Genomic DNA, 14491 nt, shown 5'->3' with positions numbered 1-14491 from the left:
GAAAAATTAATTCTTACAAACTATATTTCTTTGATGTAAAACCAAGATAATGTTAAATGTAGTAATTCGAGATTCTATTTGAAAATGGGAGAGTTTGAGGAATTTGCAGAAGCACTTTTTGGTCAATTATCAGTAGAAATTGATGAGGAAAAAGAGATTTCAAGCCTAGCAATTAAGGCCAAAGAGGACTTGGAAGGAAAAGTAAAGTTCAAAGATATTGAAGAGATTACAAAGGAAATAGTACCTCAATTCAAAGAAAAAATCAAAGATTTTCTTGGAATTGAAGTATCAAATGATTTAGAATTTGAGTTTCCAGAACTTGAAGACCTAAAACGACTTAAAGGTGAAAAAGTTTTTGCAGATGCTGAATCAAAAGAGTTTGTAAGAGAATTATTTAATGCAGTTGCAAAAGAAGACAACACAAAGATTGCAGAACTAATGAAGCAAGATACTGCAAAGTATTTGGTGTATTCTACTTATGCAATTCAATATATTTCAAAAATTACTACAACCTATGGAGATTATCTTGATGGAACAATCTATCTGAATAGATTCATCTTGTCACGTTATCCACAAATCATGTTACACAAACAAGGAGAGCCATACGAATCAAGATTTGAAAAGGTAAACTCTGGATATACAGGAGGAATAAAGATGGCAGTGTTAGAGGAACTAATCCACTCTACACAGGAAAAACTGCACAAGATGAACAAAGAAGCTGCAATGCAGGTAAATAAAATTAATGAAGAATTGGCCAGAATTATTCTAGAACTAGATACAGAAACGGTTAACATGTTAGCAGAATACTGTCAATTACAAACAGTACCAGATGACTTTCCATTTGCTAAAAGAGCAAATTTATTTTTCTTTTTGAATCCAGATCATTTCTTAATTGAACAAATTGGACCTGATGTCATGACATTTACACATGTAGAGATGGATCCTAAAATCAAAGAAGCAATCCCACAACTATTAGACATTTACAAAAGATGGCTTGCACCAATACAGCATCACCATGCAGCATTTACTGCAATGGAAGGCATGGCAGGATTTGCAATTGAAAATATCCTAAAAGATGATCAAGACTTTCAAAATTATCTGACCACATTCATGGGAACAGACTTTTCATCATATCAGGTAAGAAAGAGTATGGGCAAAGACTTTACTAAAGCAATATACGAAAAACTAGGCTCAAATACCTTCAAGAAAATTATAGAAATTCCTCCAAATACCAGGGAACTCAAGGATCCTCAACTATACCTTGACAAGTTGAGTCAGTAATAATTGGAAAAAGAGTTTGATCCATTTGTTGCAGAATGGTTTTCATTTGTAAAAAATCCAAATTTCAATCTAGTTGAAAAATGTCTCAAATTTGCACAGATTCTAGAATACCCAGATCTAGACATTGAAAAATACATAGAAAAAATCACCAAAATTGGAATGTCCCTCAAAGAGTCAGTCAGTGATGTCAAAAATCCCACATATTTGATCTCAATGTTAAACGAGCATCTCTTTGAGAATCTAGGGTATAGTGGAGACGATGATGATTATTACAATCCAAAAAATAATTTTCTAAATGAGGTAATAGATAAAAAGACAGGGCTTCCAATTACAATTTCAATTATTTATGCAGAAGTTGCAAAATTCATAGGATTAGATCTCAAAATTGTAGGATTTCCAAGTCACATCTTGGTAAAATATAACGAAGAGATGATACTAGATCCATTCTATGACGGACGATTATTAGACATTGATGACTTGCAAGAAATTCTGGACACAAATTATGGAGGAGAAATAGAATTCAAACCAGAATTTCTAGATGAGATAGAACCTGAACAAATTCTACTAAGAATGACTCGTAACTTGAAGAATTCTTATGTACAATCATTTGTTTATGAAAAAGCACTTCGTTGTGTTAACATGGTTTTGGCAATTGATCCAGAATCACCTGAAGATATTAGAGACAAAGGGATACTAGAAGAAAGATTACTAAATTATGATAATGCGTTAAAATATTTGAATAAATATTTGGAGATTAATCCAAATGCAGAAGATGTAGATTTTATTTTAGAATTGATTAGAAGTATAAAGACAAAAAATTAATCAATAATAGAATCTATGTCTCTTCCACTCTTGATCATTGAGATTTCATGACGGGCAATTTTATTTCTCAATGCTCTTTTGAGGATGTCGACTTCACTTCTGAGTAATGCAATTTCATCTTCAAGTTTTGCAACTCGTTCATAGATGGTTTCAGCTTCTGAACTCATGATTATCTATCAAGAAAAAATTGTCTTAAAAAGTTATGGGTAAATAATTTGATGGGCAGGTTAGCTTTTTGGACTATAATTCAAATTCTTGACGGCATTTTTCACACTTTGCACGCTCCTCACCAGGAGAGCCTAGGATGAAAATTTTACCAATTGTTTTACAAACAGGACACATTCCAGTTGTTGCATTTTTAGGACCTGTACGGATAATTTTTTGAGTTTTTCTTCGACCCATGAAAAAACCTCCCGAATCGGTCTATTAAGTTTTAATGGCGCGGGGAGGGGGATTTGAACCCCCGTGTCCTTGCGGACATGGGATTAGCAATCCCACGCCCTACCAGGCTAGGCGATCCCCGCACAAAGATGGCTAGAATTAATCTGTAAATAAGTCAAACTTTGGATAGAATTTTTGATTAAACGTTGTCTAGTTCATCATGAAATTGGCTGTAATTATTCACAATTTCATCAATAGGTACACGTTTTCCACCTACAATTTTTAGGTCAACTTGGACTTTTTTATTTTCAATTGTCAAAATATTGTATGTGTTTTCAAACAATCCACGAACTCGTTCAGAAGTAGCAGTGCCAGCATTTACAACAGTTAATGTCCTAAAATTCCAAGCCCAAGGTCTATGTTTGTGACCACACAAAACAACATCAACTTTGGAATCAAGTACAGTACGTAAGACATCACCAGCATCAACTACAGTTAGTTGATCAGAACCAGTATCAGGAATTGCAATTAGATGATGATGCATTGCAACAATCTTTACCTTATCTTTGTATTTTTTCATGGTTCTCTCAAGCCAAAGATTTTGTCTGTATCCAACTTCACCTTCATTTCGGTCAGGTCTTGCAGTTCCTACAGTTACTAAAACAACATCGTCACTCAATTCATTTACAGTTTGAAATGGAAAGAATTTTTTGAATAATAGATAACCAGTATTTCGATAATCATGATTTCCACTAATTGCAATAATTTTTTTTGTGTTAAACTTTTCTAATAGAGATTTACATTCTTCATATTCTTTCATCAATCCTTCATTTGTTAAATCACCAGTAATTACAATTACATCAGGGTTCAACCCGTTAATTTCATCAACTAGTACATTGAATTTTTCCTCTAAGAATTGCGAACCAACATGAAGATCAGAGATTTGAACTATTTTCATTAAAGTTTATTTTAAAAAAATAGCTATTAAATCATCTCTATAGATAATATGTAGAAATCATTTTCAAACAAGGTAGAATTAAATAATAAACTCTTCAAAAAATTGCAGTTTTGAGCAAAAAAGCTGCAGTAATGAAAGGAGATGGTATTGGACCTGAAGTTGTAGATTCAATGCTTATGGTTCTCAAAGAATGTAATTTTCAATCAGAACTGATTCTATGTGAGGCAGGTTCTGAGCAATGGGACAGAAATGGCAGAAAAGATGCATCATATATCCCAGATGCAACCATGAAGATTCTAGAAGAAGCAGACTGTTGCTTTAAAGGTCCAACTACTACAATTCCAGTTCCAGGTGCACCTAGAAGTGTGGCAGTAACTCTAAGACAGAAATTTGATCTTTATGCAAATATCAGACCAACAAAAACTTATGATAGATTAACTCCAGATAGAAAACTTGATTGTGTTTGTTTTAGAGAGGCAACTGAGGGACTTTACACAGGAGTAGAGGCAAAAATTACAGATGATGCAGCAATTGCAATTAGAAAAATTACAAGGCAGGGGAGTAGAAGATTACTTGACTCAGCAGTAGATTGGGCAAACAAATTCAATATGAAAAAGATGGTTGCCATTACAAAAAGAAACATCCTAAAACAAACTGATGGGATTTTTTGGGATGAAGCACAAAAATCAGTTGAAGGAACAGGGATTGAATTGTCTGAAATTTACATTGATAACATGGCACAACAAATGGTAATTGCAACTGAACAGTTTAATGGTTCAGTATTAGTTAGTACCAATTTGTTTATGGATATTATTTCTGAACTTGCATCAGCACTAGTAGGTTCAATTGGATTAATTTACTCTGCAAACATTGGAGACAATTATGCAATGTTTGAAGCAGCTCATGGTAGTGCACCACAATTTGCAGGACAAAACAAAGTTAATCCAACTGCAACTGTTCTATCAGGAGCTTGGATGGCAGACTATATGGGTGAAAGAGATGTCAGAGATGCAATTTTTGCAGCAACAGAACAGGTAATCAATGAAGGAAAAGCAGTGACATGGGATATTGGTGGTGATGCATCCACAACACAAATGACTGATGCAATAATTACATATGCAAAAGAAAAGCTAAGAAAATAGTCAGTTTATTGCCTCTACAAGAATCAATTCTTCAAAGAAAAGTTTCTTTTTTGCCATAATTCGTGTTTTCAAGCCTAGTTTTTGTGCGTAATCTATGAGTTTTTCATAGTTTGAAAGAGAAGAAGTGACAAACACAAATTTGCCATTTTCTTTTAAATTGTTTTTTGCTGAATCAAAAATTTTTTTTGGAATTTCAAATCCTTCAGAGCCACCATCAGTAGCAATATCCAAAATCTCATCAGTCGCCAAGTAGGGTAAATTACACACAATAAAATCAAATTTTATCTTTAGTGCATCTGAACCATTACAACAAATCAAATTCTGTGTTTTATACGAGCTCTGATGTTGCAGTACATCACAATTAATGTCAGTTCCAACAACCAGAGTAAAATTCTCAGAAAGTAATTTTGTAAGATATCCCGAACCACTCCCAATATCTAATGCATATTCTCCTTTTTCGTTTTCAATGTTGTTTGCAATAAAAAAAGTATCCTCAGATGGAGGATATTCATCATTTTTTGATAATTTGTTTTGCAAGATTTACTATTTCATCTCCTGTTAAATTATCAACACGTTTCTCAATTTTAGAGTCTTGTCCAAATTGTTTTAGAATATTTTTTACGGTCTTTCGTCTGTATGAAAATATTTCATTTATTGTTGTAATTAGTTTTTTATCCATATTAGTTTTCTTTGTTATTTTCAAGATCACAGAATCAACTTTTGGAGGAGGGGAAAAATTATTCTTTCCCACATTAGATATTTTTTCTATGTCAAATGCATGAGTAGCAATAATGCTTATGGCTTTGCGGTTTTTTGATTTTGCAACAAGTTTTTCTGCAAACTCTTTTTGGACCATAATCACACCATGAGAAAATGAACACTGAGCCAACCATTCAATAGCATATTTACTCTTAGAATAAGGTAAATTAGATACAAAAACAGAAAAAGAATCTTTTTTCTTAAAACCATCACCTGATTTTAAGACAAGATTCTCAATATCTGAAAATAGGGTTCTGGCTTTTTTGATTAGATTCTCATCAGCATCAACTGAGATGACTTTTTTTGCCCTTTTGCATAGTAGTGGAGTTAAAACCCCCAATCCAGTTCCAATCTCAAATACAACATCATTTTTTGTTATTTTAGCCTCAGATACAATAGATTCTGCAATTGATTTTGAGTTGAGAAAGTGTTGTCCGAGTAGTTTTCGCTTTATCATCTCTTTACAAAGAGATTCATTCTACTTTCACCAGTAATTTCATCCATGATTCGCTCTGTGATGTGTTTGATTGGCTCTTTGAATCCAACTCGTTCTTGCAAGTCCGCATAGCTTTCAAATAGTTTCTTTTCTCGTTCTTCAAGCATTGTTTTCATGTAGGTTTTACCAATTCCTGGAATCAATTCTAATGCGTGAATTCTAGGTGTTAGTGGTTGTGCCTTGTTTAGATATTCTACAAATTTTGATTCATTTTCAGTTACAATGGTTTCTACAACATTTTGTAATTCAGTTTGAGCAGTTGACGAGATTTTTTCATATTCCATCTTACCTAATACTGATTGAACTTTGGTTCTACCTTCTTTTCCGATGTAAATTTTCTCACCGACTTCAAATGTAGAATTTGCAATTCCAAGAATTTCCAAAAGTGTTAATCTATCTTCGCCAATTGCAGTAATGATTATTCCTTCCCTTCCTCTTACAGTAGACGATTTTCCTCGAGGATTAAAATCTAGAACGTATGCATATTCCTCATATTTTCTAGGTGGGTTTTGTGCCCTGTACAAAATAAAATACTCCTAAGAAATTAAGAATGCTCCTTGATTATATTGAGCATTTTTTCTAGAGTTTCAGCAAGAATTAATTTTTTCCAACCAAAGGTAAAAGAACGTAATTCTGCCATACTTGTTGGTCTAATGTTAACAATTTCAACAGCTTCATCTTCTGTTAATTCACATTCTTTGATGAGTTTTTTCTTCATCTCTTTTGCATCTTTAGGATCAAGTGCTACAAATTTTGAAACATAATCATAGGTCCAACGTTGAATTTGATCCATTTCTTCAGGATCAACTTTGCCTAAGATTTCTTTAACTTCTGAAAGAGAAATAGCTTGTTTCTTTTGTACTTCTTCCATAATTATACACCGAATGGTTTTATGTGATCCAATCTAGTGATTAAGGTTTTCGATTTTTCTCCTAATTTTACATCTAGTGTGATAGCACGTCTTCCTACATTAGTAATCATACCGACTTTACCATGGTATCTTCTGTGAGGTAATCCTTTGTGCTGTCTAGGATCAATGATGACAAGTGCTTGTTGACCTTCTTGGTATTCACGTAATAGGAATGAAACGCCTCTAGGAGACTTTTTCTTCATAACTGATCTGGATTTGTGTTTGAATCCATGTGAACGACCAGAAGATTTCTTAGTTGCCATGTAGTGTAAAACCTTGAAAAGCCCTATTTTAAGACTTAGAACAGGGTCCTACTAGGATTAGCCAATAATATCGGTTCTAAGCTGCCCACAAGCAGCTGAGATCTCGGTGCCTTTTTCTACACGAACTGTGCAATTTACACCAGATTTTAGCAAAACACGTTCAAATTCTAAGACATTTTCCTCAGATGGTCGCTTAAAATCACCTGCAGTGGGATTGATTGGGATGATATTGACATGAGAACCATTTCCTTTCAAAAGTTTAGCTAGTTCTTTTGCAATTTCTGGAGAGTCATTAATTCCTTCCATTAATGCATATTCAAAAGTAACACGTCGTCCGGTTTTCTTGAAATATTTTCTTCCAGATTCTATAATATCTTCAACAGAATTTGGTCCAGCAGTTGGAACAAGTTTTTTTCGCAATTCATTATTTGGAGCATGTAAAGATATAGCAAGACCAATCTGAAGATTTTCTTCAGCTAATTTTTCAATTCCAGATGCAATTCCAATAGTAGAAATTGTAATGTGTCTTTGACCCAATCCAAAACCTCGATCATGGGTTAAAATTTTTACAGCACGAATCATCTCATCATAGTTTGCCATTGGTTCGCCCATTCCCATAAATACCAAGTTTGTAACATGCTCACCACGTTGCTCTAAAAGTTCAGCAAAATGAATTACTTGAGATACAATATGTTCTGCTTTTAGATTTGTTTCAAAACCCATTTGTCCAGTTGCACAAAACACACAACCCATTGCACATCCAATTTGGGTTGAAACACAAATAGTTGATCTTGGATGACCACCAATCTTTGTTGGTTCATATTGCATTAGAACTGTTTCAACTGCAGAATCATTAGATAATTGTAATAGTAGTTTGGTAGTATCGCCATCTTCACTTACTACACGATGAATTTCTTTTGCAGAACCAATAGTGTATCCTGCTTCAGTTAGGTCTTCACGTAATTTCTTTGGAAGTTGAGGAATGTCATTGATGTCTTTTGGGAATTTATAATACAATGGAAGTAAAATTTGGTCTGCTCGATATCTATCGTATCCCATATCAATTACAAGTTGCTCCATCTCTTCAGGAAGTAATCGATAAAGATCTGTCATGATTAACGTAGTTAATCAAATGATACTATAATTTAATCAATATCAGAAAAATGAAAAGAGAAAAAGAGTAAAGTTACTCTTCTACAGGTTCTGAATCATCTGTTTCAGCATCTACTAGAGGTGCTTCCACAGTTTCTACCTCTAGGGTAGTTTCAACTTCTGGTGTTTCAGTAGTTGCCTCTATTTCAGGGGTTTCTATAGATTCTTCTGGAGTATCTACTGTTGCTTCCACTTCAGACTCTTTTGTCTTTTTTGTGGTTGCTTTAGTTGCTTTTTTGGTAGTTTTTTTGGTCTTTTTCTCAGCATCTTCAGGATCAATAACACCTGCTTCACCAAGAGCAAAGATTACTTCTTCCTCAGGATGGTGAGGGCTGTCTACCATTCGAGCAATTCTTTTCTTGCCAGATTTCTTAAAGTATATTCTGTAGGTACTAGTATGTGCAACTACATTTCCGCCAATTGGACGAGTGGGGTCGCCAAAGAAGACATCAGGTGATGCCATAACTTGGTTTGTTGCAATTGCAGCACAGTTGTATGTTTCTGCAATTCTAGACAACAAATGAACAAAGTGATTTAGTTTTTGTTGTCTGGTGGATAGAGTTCCTCTTCCAAGATATTCAGAACGGAACAATCCAACTGCAGAATCTGCGACAATTAGTTTTACATTGTTTTCTTCAATAATTGGACCAGCCTCTTCTAGAATCAATACTTGATGTGCACTGTTGTATGCACGTGCAACAATGATGTTATCTAGAACTTTTTCAGGATCCATTTCATGAGCTTGAGCGATTGATACAATTCTTTCAGGTCTGAAAGTGTTTTCAGTGTCAATGTACAAAACACTGCCTTCAAGACCACCTTCTTCTTTTGATTTTTGAACCATTACAGACATTGTATGGGCAAATTGGGTTTTACCACAACCAAATTCTCCATAAACTTCGGTCAAGGCTTGTGTCTCAATACCACCATCAAATAGTGTGTCAAGACAGTTTGTACCAGTTGTAATTTTACCAATACTTTGACGGTGCTTGTAAATTTCACTTGCACTTGTAAAGTGTTTAGCAATTAATCCGCCATCAACTAGATGTTGACGTGCTTTATTGACAATTTTTTCAGCAGTATCCTTTTCCATCCCAGTTATTTCTGCAATTTCTACAGGACCCCTGACGATGAGGTCCATGACGTTGTGGACACCTGCATCGGATAATTTTCTAGTTGTTACAGGACCTACGCCCTCTAAACTATCTAATCTTAAATCTTCTACCATACCGTATGGTACGGTACCAGTACTTTATAAGAGTATTGTTTTAGAAAATGATCGCAAAGGGATAAAATTTTAGAGAAAATTGACTAGCGTCTCTTTCTTCTTTGTCCAGGTTTATTTTGGCCTGGGAATCTACCTAAGACAAATCTCTTTTTAAAATTACTTTTATTCCTAAGACTAGAGTTAGTACCTACAATTTTACGTCCTTCTACCTTTGGAGTTTGTCCTCTTACTTTTCCTGCTTTGGTAAGCGAACCGTGAGTTGCCATAGTCTATATCACAAATTAACGAATTTATGTATTTGGAATTTTATCTGTACTTGTTCTTTACAGTCTCAATGACGTGTTCGTGTTCACGACCCTTCTTGCGAGCATATCTCTCCATAGCACCTAATGGAACACCACCAAGAGAACGTGCAATTGCATTGAAAAAGTATCTCTGAGGACCTTTAGAACCAGTTCTAGTCATGAATTTTTGAATACCATATTTGAAATTGTGTTGCCATGTCTTGTAAAGAACACCTAGTTGTGCAGGAGTCATTTCATTACCAATGTTAAAGAAGTCAGATTTTTCTAATAATCCAATTGGGACAAATGTCAAGGCTGTTGTTGTAAACATGGATTCAGGTTGTTCGCGTTCTAATTCACTGATTAAACGGATTGTTTCCCATGAATCTTCTGGTTGTTCATCATTATCAAGACCCATAATCAGAGTAAATGCTGGAATCCAGTAATCTTGGTTTAAGGTCTTTACACCTTCTTTTACAACCCAATGCCATTCATCAGGAGAGTATGGTGCAAGTTTTCTATCAGCATATTTTCCAATTAATCTCAAACTTCCAGTCTCAAATCCAGCCTGAACACCAATCATGTTATCAGGTCCGGCTTTCATAATTTTAGATAGGTTTGGAATTAATTTTTCATCAGCAATTGCACCTGCCAATGTACCATGTGTTGGGTTTGTGTGTTCAACTCCAGTAGACATGATTGCAGTGAATAATTCTTCTAGTGCTTCTCTGTTTGGTTCCATTCCTTTTGCAGTTCTAGGATCCATTCCATAAACGAAAATATCATCACTGTGAACCCAGGCAGATTTTGAACCACCTTTCTTTATGTTAACTTCAATTTCTTTTTTGACTTTTTCTGGAGAATAATATCTCAATGATCTTAATGTTACATCACAGAACTTACATCCTCTTCCACAACCTCTCATAACTTCAATCATTCCGTGCATACTTGGTTCTACAATGTCTGGGATTTCTTCTAAATCAGGTCTGTCCCAGAAATTGACAAATCTTCCATGAATTTTTTTGCCGTTTCTCTCAAATTCTTTAATGTTAACTTTGAAATCACTTCTCTTTCTGAAAGGATCCATATTTTCAAAGTCACCGTTAATCAAATAGTTAAAGAATCGTCCTGCATGTCCATCAATTTCAGGTGCAATACCTCCAAGCTCACCTTCTAAGATTGCATAAATTCCAAACTCTTCAATTTTTGCTGGATCATAGTTGTATTGCCAAGTTCCAGATGCGCCAGATATTACTTTGGCTTTACTTCCAGTTTTTGCTTTTGCAGCTTTAATTCTATGATGTAATTCAGTATTGTAATATTCATCGTATGATGTTTGTTTTCTACCATAAGTAAATGTCATAGTAACTGGTCCCATTCCAAGTGGGTCCATCTCATATGTTCCAACAACTAGAGTTTCAGGTCCAATGAATTTTTCAATGTGGTCTGGATGTGCAACAACTACATCTTGTCTGCTAAATCCATCTCTCAGTAAACCAGCTTCAAGTTTTCTCAAACCGTATGGAGCATAATTTGCAACACCATTTGTGTGTGGAATATAGTTACAGATAAAATCAAACAGAATCTTTGGAGTTACTTGTTTTCCAAGAATCTTGTACCAAAAGCTCTTTGGGTCTCTATTAGGGTCAATAGCCGGAGCACACCCAAAAAACGTAGCAAGAGATAATCCCCTGTACGGAGACATTAATGTACGATCAGCTGTTAAAACAATCTTTGGAGTTCCCATTCCCTTCACGAAATTAATTTTATGATTTATTTTAAACCTTGCTGGTCAAATCTAATAATTTTCCAAAATTCCAGCCTTGTTTCTGTGAAATTTACCAAATTCCTTGTTTTGAGACAGGTGTTGACCATCAAAAACAGTTCCATCCTTACATACAAGATCTTCCCCTACACAGCAGCTGCCACAGATTCCAACACCACATTTCATCATTCTCTCAAGACTTGCCTGAACAAAAATTCCCCTAGAATGAGCAGATTGAACAGTTTTGTACATCATTATTTCAGGCCCACAAACATAGACTCCATCAAATTTGGTTTGGTCTACATGTTTTTCAACTAAATCAGTGACAAAGCCTTTTTCACCATAGCTTCCATCATCAGTGGATACGATTACTTTGTGGGGATTGTTTGCCAAAAGTTTGTTTGCCAAATCTTCAAAAAATACTTCGTCTTTAGATTTTGCACCAATCAATACAGTAACATCATCTGTAGGTTTTACATGTCTAAGTAATCGCATCATTGGAACAAGACCAGTTCCGCCACCAACGAACAAGAGTTTTCCCTCTTTCAAGTCAAAAGAATTTCCATAAGGACCGCGAATTCCAATTTGCTCGCCCACTTTAACATTAAACAAACCTGTAGAGGCGGCTCCATGTTTTCTAACAGTAAATGCAGCTTTACCGGATTCATCTGAAATCATAACACTCATTGGCAATTCATTAATTCCTGGAATCCAAACCATTGCAAATTGTCCTGGAAGAACGTCTGACATTACATCATCAGAGAAAACCAAAGTTCTAACAGTAGGTGTTTCATCAATTACTTTTTCAATTGTAACAATTGTTGTATGATTATGATTTCTTTGCAAGTCCAATCATCTCCTCAATTTTTGAATAGTTTTTTTTCTCCATATATTGTGATATTCCAGTATTGATTTCATTAAACACATCTATCCAATTATCACCTATTGCACTACCAAGTTGTACAGATGAAGCTCCTGCCAAGAAAAACTCTACTGCATCTTCCCAAGTAGAAATTCCGCCACATCCAATAATTGGAATGTTATATTTGGAAGATATTTCATAGACACATCTTAATGCAATTGGTTTAATCGGTGTACCAGATAGACCTCCAAATTTATTACTCAAAATAGGACGTTGAGTTTCAACATCAATTGCCATTGCTCTAACTGTGTTAATAGCAGTAATCGCATCAATTCCAGATTCAATTGCAGTACCTACCGTATTGAGATAATGTGTAGTTCCTAAACCAACTTTGGCAATAACAGGCACATTTGTGGAATTTTTAACAGTAGTAACAATTTTCTTTACTAGTTCTGGATCATCTCCTACCTCTAATCCAACTTTTGCCACATGAGGACAAGATAGATTCAACTCATATGCAGTAACTTTACAATTTTCAAATTCTTTTATCATTTTTGCAAAATCTTCAGGAACTGAACCTACAAGACTTACAACAATTGGTACATCTTTGTTTGGTTCAATCATTTTTGCAAAATTTTCTGCGCCAGGATTCGATAGTCCTACAGCATTAATCCAACCACCACCTTTTACACTAAAGATAGTTGGATTTGGATATCCTTCCCAAGGTTCTGTGCTAAGTGATTTTGTAACAACAGCTCCTGCTCCTGAGCGATAAAGACGATTAAAGACATCTAATGAAATCCCTAAAATTCCAGAGGCTAGCATAACAGGTCTATCTAATTGAATTGGGCCTATGGAAGTTGCAAGATTGGGCTCCACTTTGATTAATGAAGGCAGTTTCGAATATAACAGTTGATTTGTGATTCTAGTACCTTTTTTAAAGGTGATTTAGATTGAACTAGACATGTATTCTGTGATTTTAACAGAATTGGGAATCTCAGTTTTCAATGACGGTAAACTCGAAAAGGCATTTCCTTTCTCAAATTCAGTAAAAGAATATCTTTTAGTGAAAAATAAAGAATCAAAACTAAATGAACTCATTAATTATCTAATTTCAATTCAGAGAGGTGTTGCAGTAAGTGATGAATCATTACTTGCTATTTTGAAAAAAAATAATATCGATTCTCAAATAATGGATGATTCAAAACTAGAAATAATTCAATCATCAAAACCACAAATTATTGTAGATTCAGGTTTTGCATCTAATCCTCAAGATGCATTAGGAAAATTAAGAGAATTTGCTTTAGGATTATCATCTTCAAAAGTTACAGAGATTTCAGAAAGTCCAGATCTTCACATTATACAAGCAATTAATTCACTAGATGAAATTGATAAAATTGCAAATGCCTTAAGTTCTAGATTAAGAGAATGGTATGGATTACATTTTCCTGAACTAGATAATATTATTGATAGTATTAACGGATATGCACAAATTGTTTTGGCTGGAAAACGTGAATCATTAACAAAACAAGTTTTTGAGGATGCAGGTTTTCCAGAATCAAAAGTTGAGATGCTATCATTAATTTCTACAAAAAGTAGAGGTGGAGATATCTCTGACGTAAATCTTACAATTGTTCAATCAATTGCAAAACAAATTTTAGATTTTCATGATTTACGTAAAAAACTTGAAGAACATATTGAATCAGAAATGCAAACTATTGCACCAAATCTTTCTGCAATACTTGGTACTGCAGTAGGTGCTAGAATTTTGGGAAGAGCTGGCAGTCTTAAGAGATTAGCATCACTTCCAGCAAGTACAATTCAAGTTCTTGGAGCAGAAAAGGCATTGTTTAGATCATTGAAAACTGGTTCTCAACCACCAAAACACGGACTATTATTCCAACATGCAATGGTTCATGCAGCACCCAGATGGCAAAGAGGAAAAATTGCACGTGCTATTGCTGCAAAAGCAGTCATTGCAGCTAGAGTTGATGTCTATGGAGAGGGCCTAAACAACACACTACTTGAAAAACTCAATATCAGAGTTGATGAAATTGGTAAGAAATACGAAAACCCAACTGAAAAAGACATCAGAAGACCAGAGTCATTTAGACGAGATGGAGGCAATTTCAGAGATAATCGCGGACGTAGAGATGACAGAGGTGGACGTAGAGATGACAGAGGTGGA

Annotated in this window: 18 protein-coding genes and 1 tRNA gene; 4 read left to right on the top strand and 15 right to left on the bottom strand. The window is 34.7% G+C overall.

Annotated elements, in window-relative coordinates:
- The first annotated feature begins 84 nt into the window (after window positions 1-84).
- Window positions 85-1281, top strand: coding sequence for a hypothetical protein (locus ACX12B_RS07355; RefSeq protein ID WP_459353375.1), 1197 nt, complete (start codon window positions 85-87; stop codon window positions 1279-1281).
- Window positions 1282-1284: 3 nt separating this feature from the next.
- The gene (locus ACX12B_RS07350) at window positions 1285-2103 is read left to right on the top strand and encodes a SirB1 family protein (RefSeq protein ID WP_459353374.1); all 819 of its coding nucleotides are present in this window, start codon (window positions 1285-1287) and stop codon (window positions 2101-2103) included.
- Here the strand turns inward: ACX12B_RS07350 and ACX12B_RS07345 are convergent.
- The 4 genes from ACX12B_RS07345 to ACX12B_RS07330 form a co-directional block, all read right to left on the bottom strand.
- Window positions 2100-2270 (bottom strand): hypothetical protein, encoded by a 171-nt coding sequence (locus ACX12B_RS07345; protein WP_459353373.1) that lies wholly within the window; start codon window positions 2268-2270, stop codon window positions 2100-2102. The two genes, ACX12B_RS07350 and ACX12B_RS07345, sit on opposite strands and share 4 nt — an antisense overlap.
- A gap of 73 nt (window positions 2271-2343) precedes the next feature.
- Window positions 2344-2505 carry a hypothetical protein gene (locus tag ACX12B_RS07340; protein ID WP_014963771.1) on the bottom strand — a complete coding sequence of 54 codons (162 nt, stop codon included), beginning with the start codon at window positions 2503-2505 and terminating at the stop codon, window positions 2344-2346.
- A 35-nt stretch (window positions 2506-2540) separates the two neighbouring features.
- Window positions 2541-2627 (bottom strand) — tRNA-Ser (locus tag ACX12B_RS07335).
- 56 nt (window positions 2628-2683) lie between these two features.
- Complete coding sequence (locus ACX12B_RS07330; protein ID WP_459353372.1) at window positions 2684-3442, bottom strand: metallophosphoesterase family protein; 759 nt, start codon at window positions 3440-3442, stop codon at window positions 2684-2686.
- A gap of 110 nt (window positions 3443-3552) precedes the next feature.
- Here ACX12B_RS07330 and ACX12B_RS07325 point away from each other — a divergent pair, with 110 nt between their 5' ends.
- Window positions 3553-4584: an isocitrate/isopropylmalate dehydrogenase family protein gene (locus tag ACX12B_RS07325; RefSeq protein WP_459353371.1), complete on the top strand. Its 1032-nt coding sequence runs from the start codon at window positions 3553-3555 to the stop codon at window positions 4582-4584.
- On the opposite strand, the gene ACX12B_RS07320 is transcribed toward ACX12B_RS07325, so the two are convergent.
- The 11 genes from ACX12B_RS07320 to ACX12B_RS07270 all read right to left on the bottom strand — a co-directional run bounded on the left by ACX12B_RS07320 (window position 4585) and on the right by ACX12B_RS07270 (window position 13182).
- Window positions 4585-5121, bottom strand: coding sequence for a HemK2/MTQ2 family protein methyltransferase (locus tag ACX12B_RS07320; protein WP_459353370.1), 537 nt, complete (start codon window positions 5119-5121; stop codon window positions 4585-4587).
- A complete protein-coding gene (locus ACX12B_RS07315; protein ID WP_459353369.1) occupies window positions 5096-5800 on the bottom strand; it encodes a ribosomal RNA small subunit methyltransferase A in 705 nt (234 codons plus the stop codon). Before ACX12B_RS07315 ends, ACX12B_RS07320 begins: the two co-directional genes overlap by 26 nt.
- The gene (locus ACX12B_RS07310) at window positions 5797-6363 is read right to left on the bottom strand and encodes a DUF655 domain-containing protein (RefSeq protein WP_459353368.1); all 567 of its coding nucleotides are present in this window, start codon (window positions 6361-6363) and stop codon (window positions 5797-5799) included. The genes ACX12B_RS07315 and ACX12B_RS07310 overlap by 4 nt, the downstream gene beginning before the upstream one ends.
- Window positions 6364-6383: 20 nt before the next feature.
- Window positions 6384-6710, bottom strand: a complete 327-nt coding sequence (locus tag ACX12B_RS07305; protein WP_459353367.1) for an RNA polymerase Rpb4 — start codon at window positions 6708-6710, stop codon at window positions 6384-6386.
- 2 nt (window positions 6711-6712) lie between these two features.
- The gene (locus ACX12B_RS07300; RefSeq protein WP_459353366.1) at window positions 6713-7012 is read right to left on the bottom strand and encodes a 50S ribosomal protein L21; all 300 of its coding nucleotides are present in this window, start codon (window positions 7010-7012) and stop codon (window positions 6713-6715) included.
- A gap of 57 nt (window positions 7013-7069) precedes the next feature.
- The gene (gene rlmN / locus ACX12B_RS07295) at window positions 7070-8125 is read right to left on the bottom strand and encodes a 23S rRNA (adenine(2503)-C(2))-methyltransferase RlmN (RefSeq protein WP_459353365.1); all 1056 of its coding nucleotides are present in this window, start codon (window positions 8123-8125) and stop codon (window positions 7070-7072) included.
- Window positions 8126-8198: 73 nt separating this feature from the next.
- On the bottom strand, window positions 8199-9392 hold the full coding sequence (gene radA, locus ACX12B_RS07290) for a DNA repair and recombination protein RadA (protein WP_459353364.1): 1194 nt from the start codon (window positions 9390-9392) through the stop codon (window positions 8199-8201).
- A gap of 83 nt (window positions 9393-9475) precedes the next feature.
- Window positions 9476-9658 carry a 30S ribosomal protein S30e gene (locus ACX12B_RS07285; RefSeq protein WP_012215770.1) on the bottom strand — a complete coding sequence of 61 codons (183 nt, stop codon included), beginning with the start codon at window positions 9656-9658 and terminating at the stop codon, window positions 9476-9478.
- A gap of 40 nt (window positions 9659-9698) precedes the next feature.
- Window positions 9699-11423 (bottom strand): B12-binding domain-containing radical SAM protein, encoded by a 1725-nt coding sequence (locus ACX12B_RS07280; protein ID WP_459353415.1) that lies wholly within the window; start codon window positions 11421-11423, stop codon window positions 9699-9701.
- Window positions 11424-11474: 51 nt separating this feature from the next.
- On the bottom strand, window positions 11475-12287 hold the full coding sequence (locus ACX12B_RS07275; RefSeq protein WP_459353363.1) for a dihydroorotate dehydrogenase electron transfer subunit: 813 nt from the start codon (window positions 12285-12287) through the stop codon (window positions 11475-11477).
- Window positions 12271-13182, bottom strand: coding sequence for a dihydroorotate dehydrogenase (locus ACX12B_RS07270; RefSeq protein WP_459353362.1), 912 nt, complete (start codon window positions 13180-13182; stop codon window positions 12271-12273). Before ACX12B_RS07270 ends, ACX12B_RS07275 begins: the two co-directional genes overlap by 17 nt.
- 85 nt (window positions 13183-13267) lie before the next feature.
- Here ACX12B_RS07270 and ACX12B_RS07265 point away from each other — a divergent pair.
- Window positions 13268-14491: NOP5/NOP56 family protein (locus tag ACX12B_RS07265; protein ID WP_459353361.1), on the top strand; the 1224-nt coding region annotated here is incomplete at its 3' end.

This window comes from Nitrosopumilus sp. S6 (genome assembly GCF_054515815.1).
The sequence above is the reverse complement of the archived record's forward strand: the minus strand, read 5'-3'. Positions and strand labels throughout refer to the sequence as shown.

Bases quoted from the DNA above. Each gene is read 5' to 3' on its own strand.
- ACX12B_RS07355 (WP_459353375.1), top strand. From the start codon at position 85: ATGGGAGAGTTTGAGGAATTTGCAGAAGCACTTTTTGGTCAATTATCA.
- ACX12B_RS07315 (WP_459353369.1), bottom strand. From the start codon at position 5,800: ATGATAAAGCGAAAACTACTCGGACAACACTTTCTCAACTCAAAATCA.
- ACX12B_RS07340 (WP_014963771.1), bottom strand. From the start codon at position 2,505: ATGGGTCGAAGAAAAACTCAAAAAATTATCCGTACAGGTCCTAAAAAT.
- ACX12B_RS07305 (WP_459353367.1), bottom strand. From the start codon at position 6,710: ATGGAAGAAGTACAAAAGAAACAAGCTATTTCTCTTTCAGAAGTTAAA.
- radA (WP_459353364.1), bottom strand. From the start codon at position 9,392: ATGGTAGAAGATTTAAGATTAGATAGTTTAGAGGGCGTAGGTCCTGTA.
- ACX12B_RS07330 (WP_459353372.1), bottom strand. From the start codon at position 3,442: ATGAAAATAGTTCAAATCTCTGATCTTCATGTTGGTTCGCAATTCTTA.
- ACX12B_RS07285 (WP_012215770.1), bottom strand. From the start codon at position 9,658: ATGGCAACTCACGGTTCGCTTACCAAAGCAGGAAAAGTAAGAGGACAA.
- ACX12B_RS07280 (WP_459353415.1), bottom strand. From the start codon at position 11,423: ATGGGAACTCCAAAGATTGTTTTAACAGCTGATCGTACATTAATGTCT.
- ACX12B_RS07345 (WP_459353373.1), bottom strand. From the start codon at position 2,270: ATGAGTTCAGAAGCTGAAACCATCTATGAACGAGTTGCAAAACTTGAA.
- rlmN (WP_459353365.1), bottom strand. From the start codon at position 8,125: ATGACAGATCTTTATCGATTACTTCCTGAAGAGATGGAGCAACTTGTA.
- ACX12B_RS07300 (WP_459353366.1), bottom strand. From the start codon at position 7,012: ATGGCAACTAAGAAATCTTCTGGTCGTTCACATGGATTCAAACACAAA.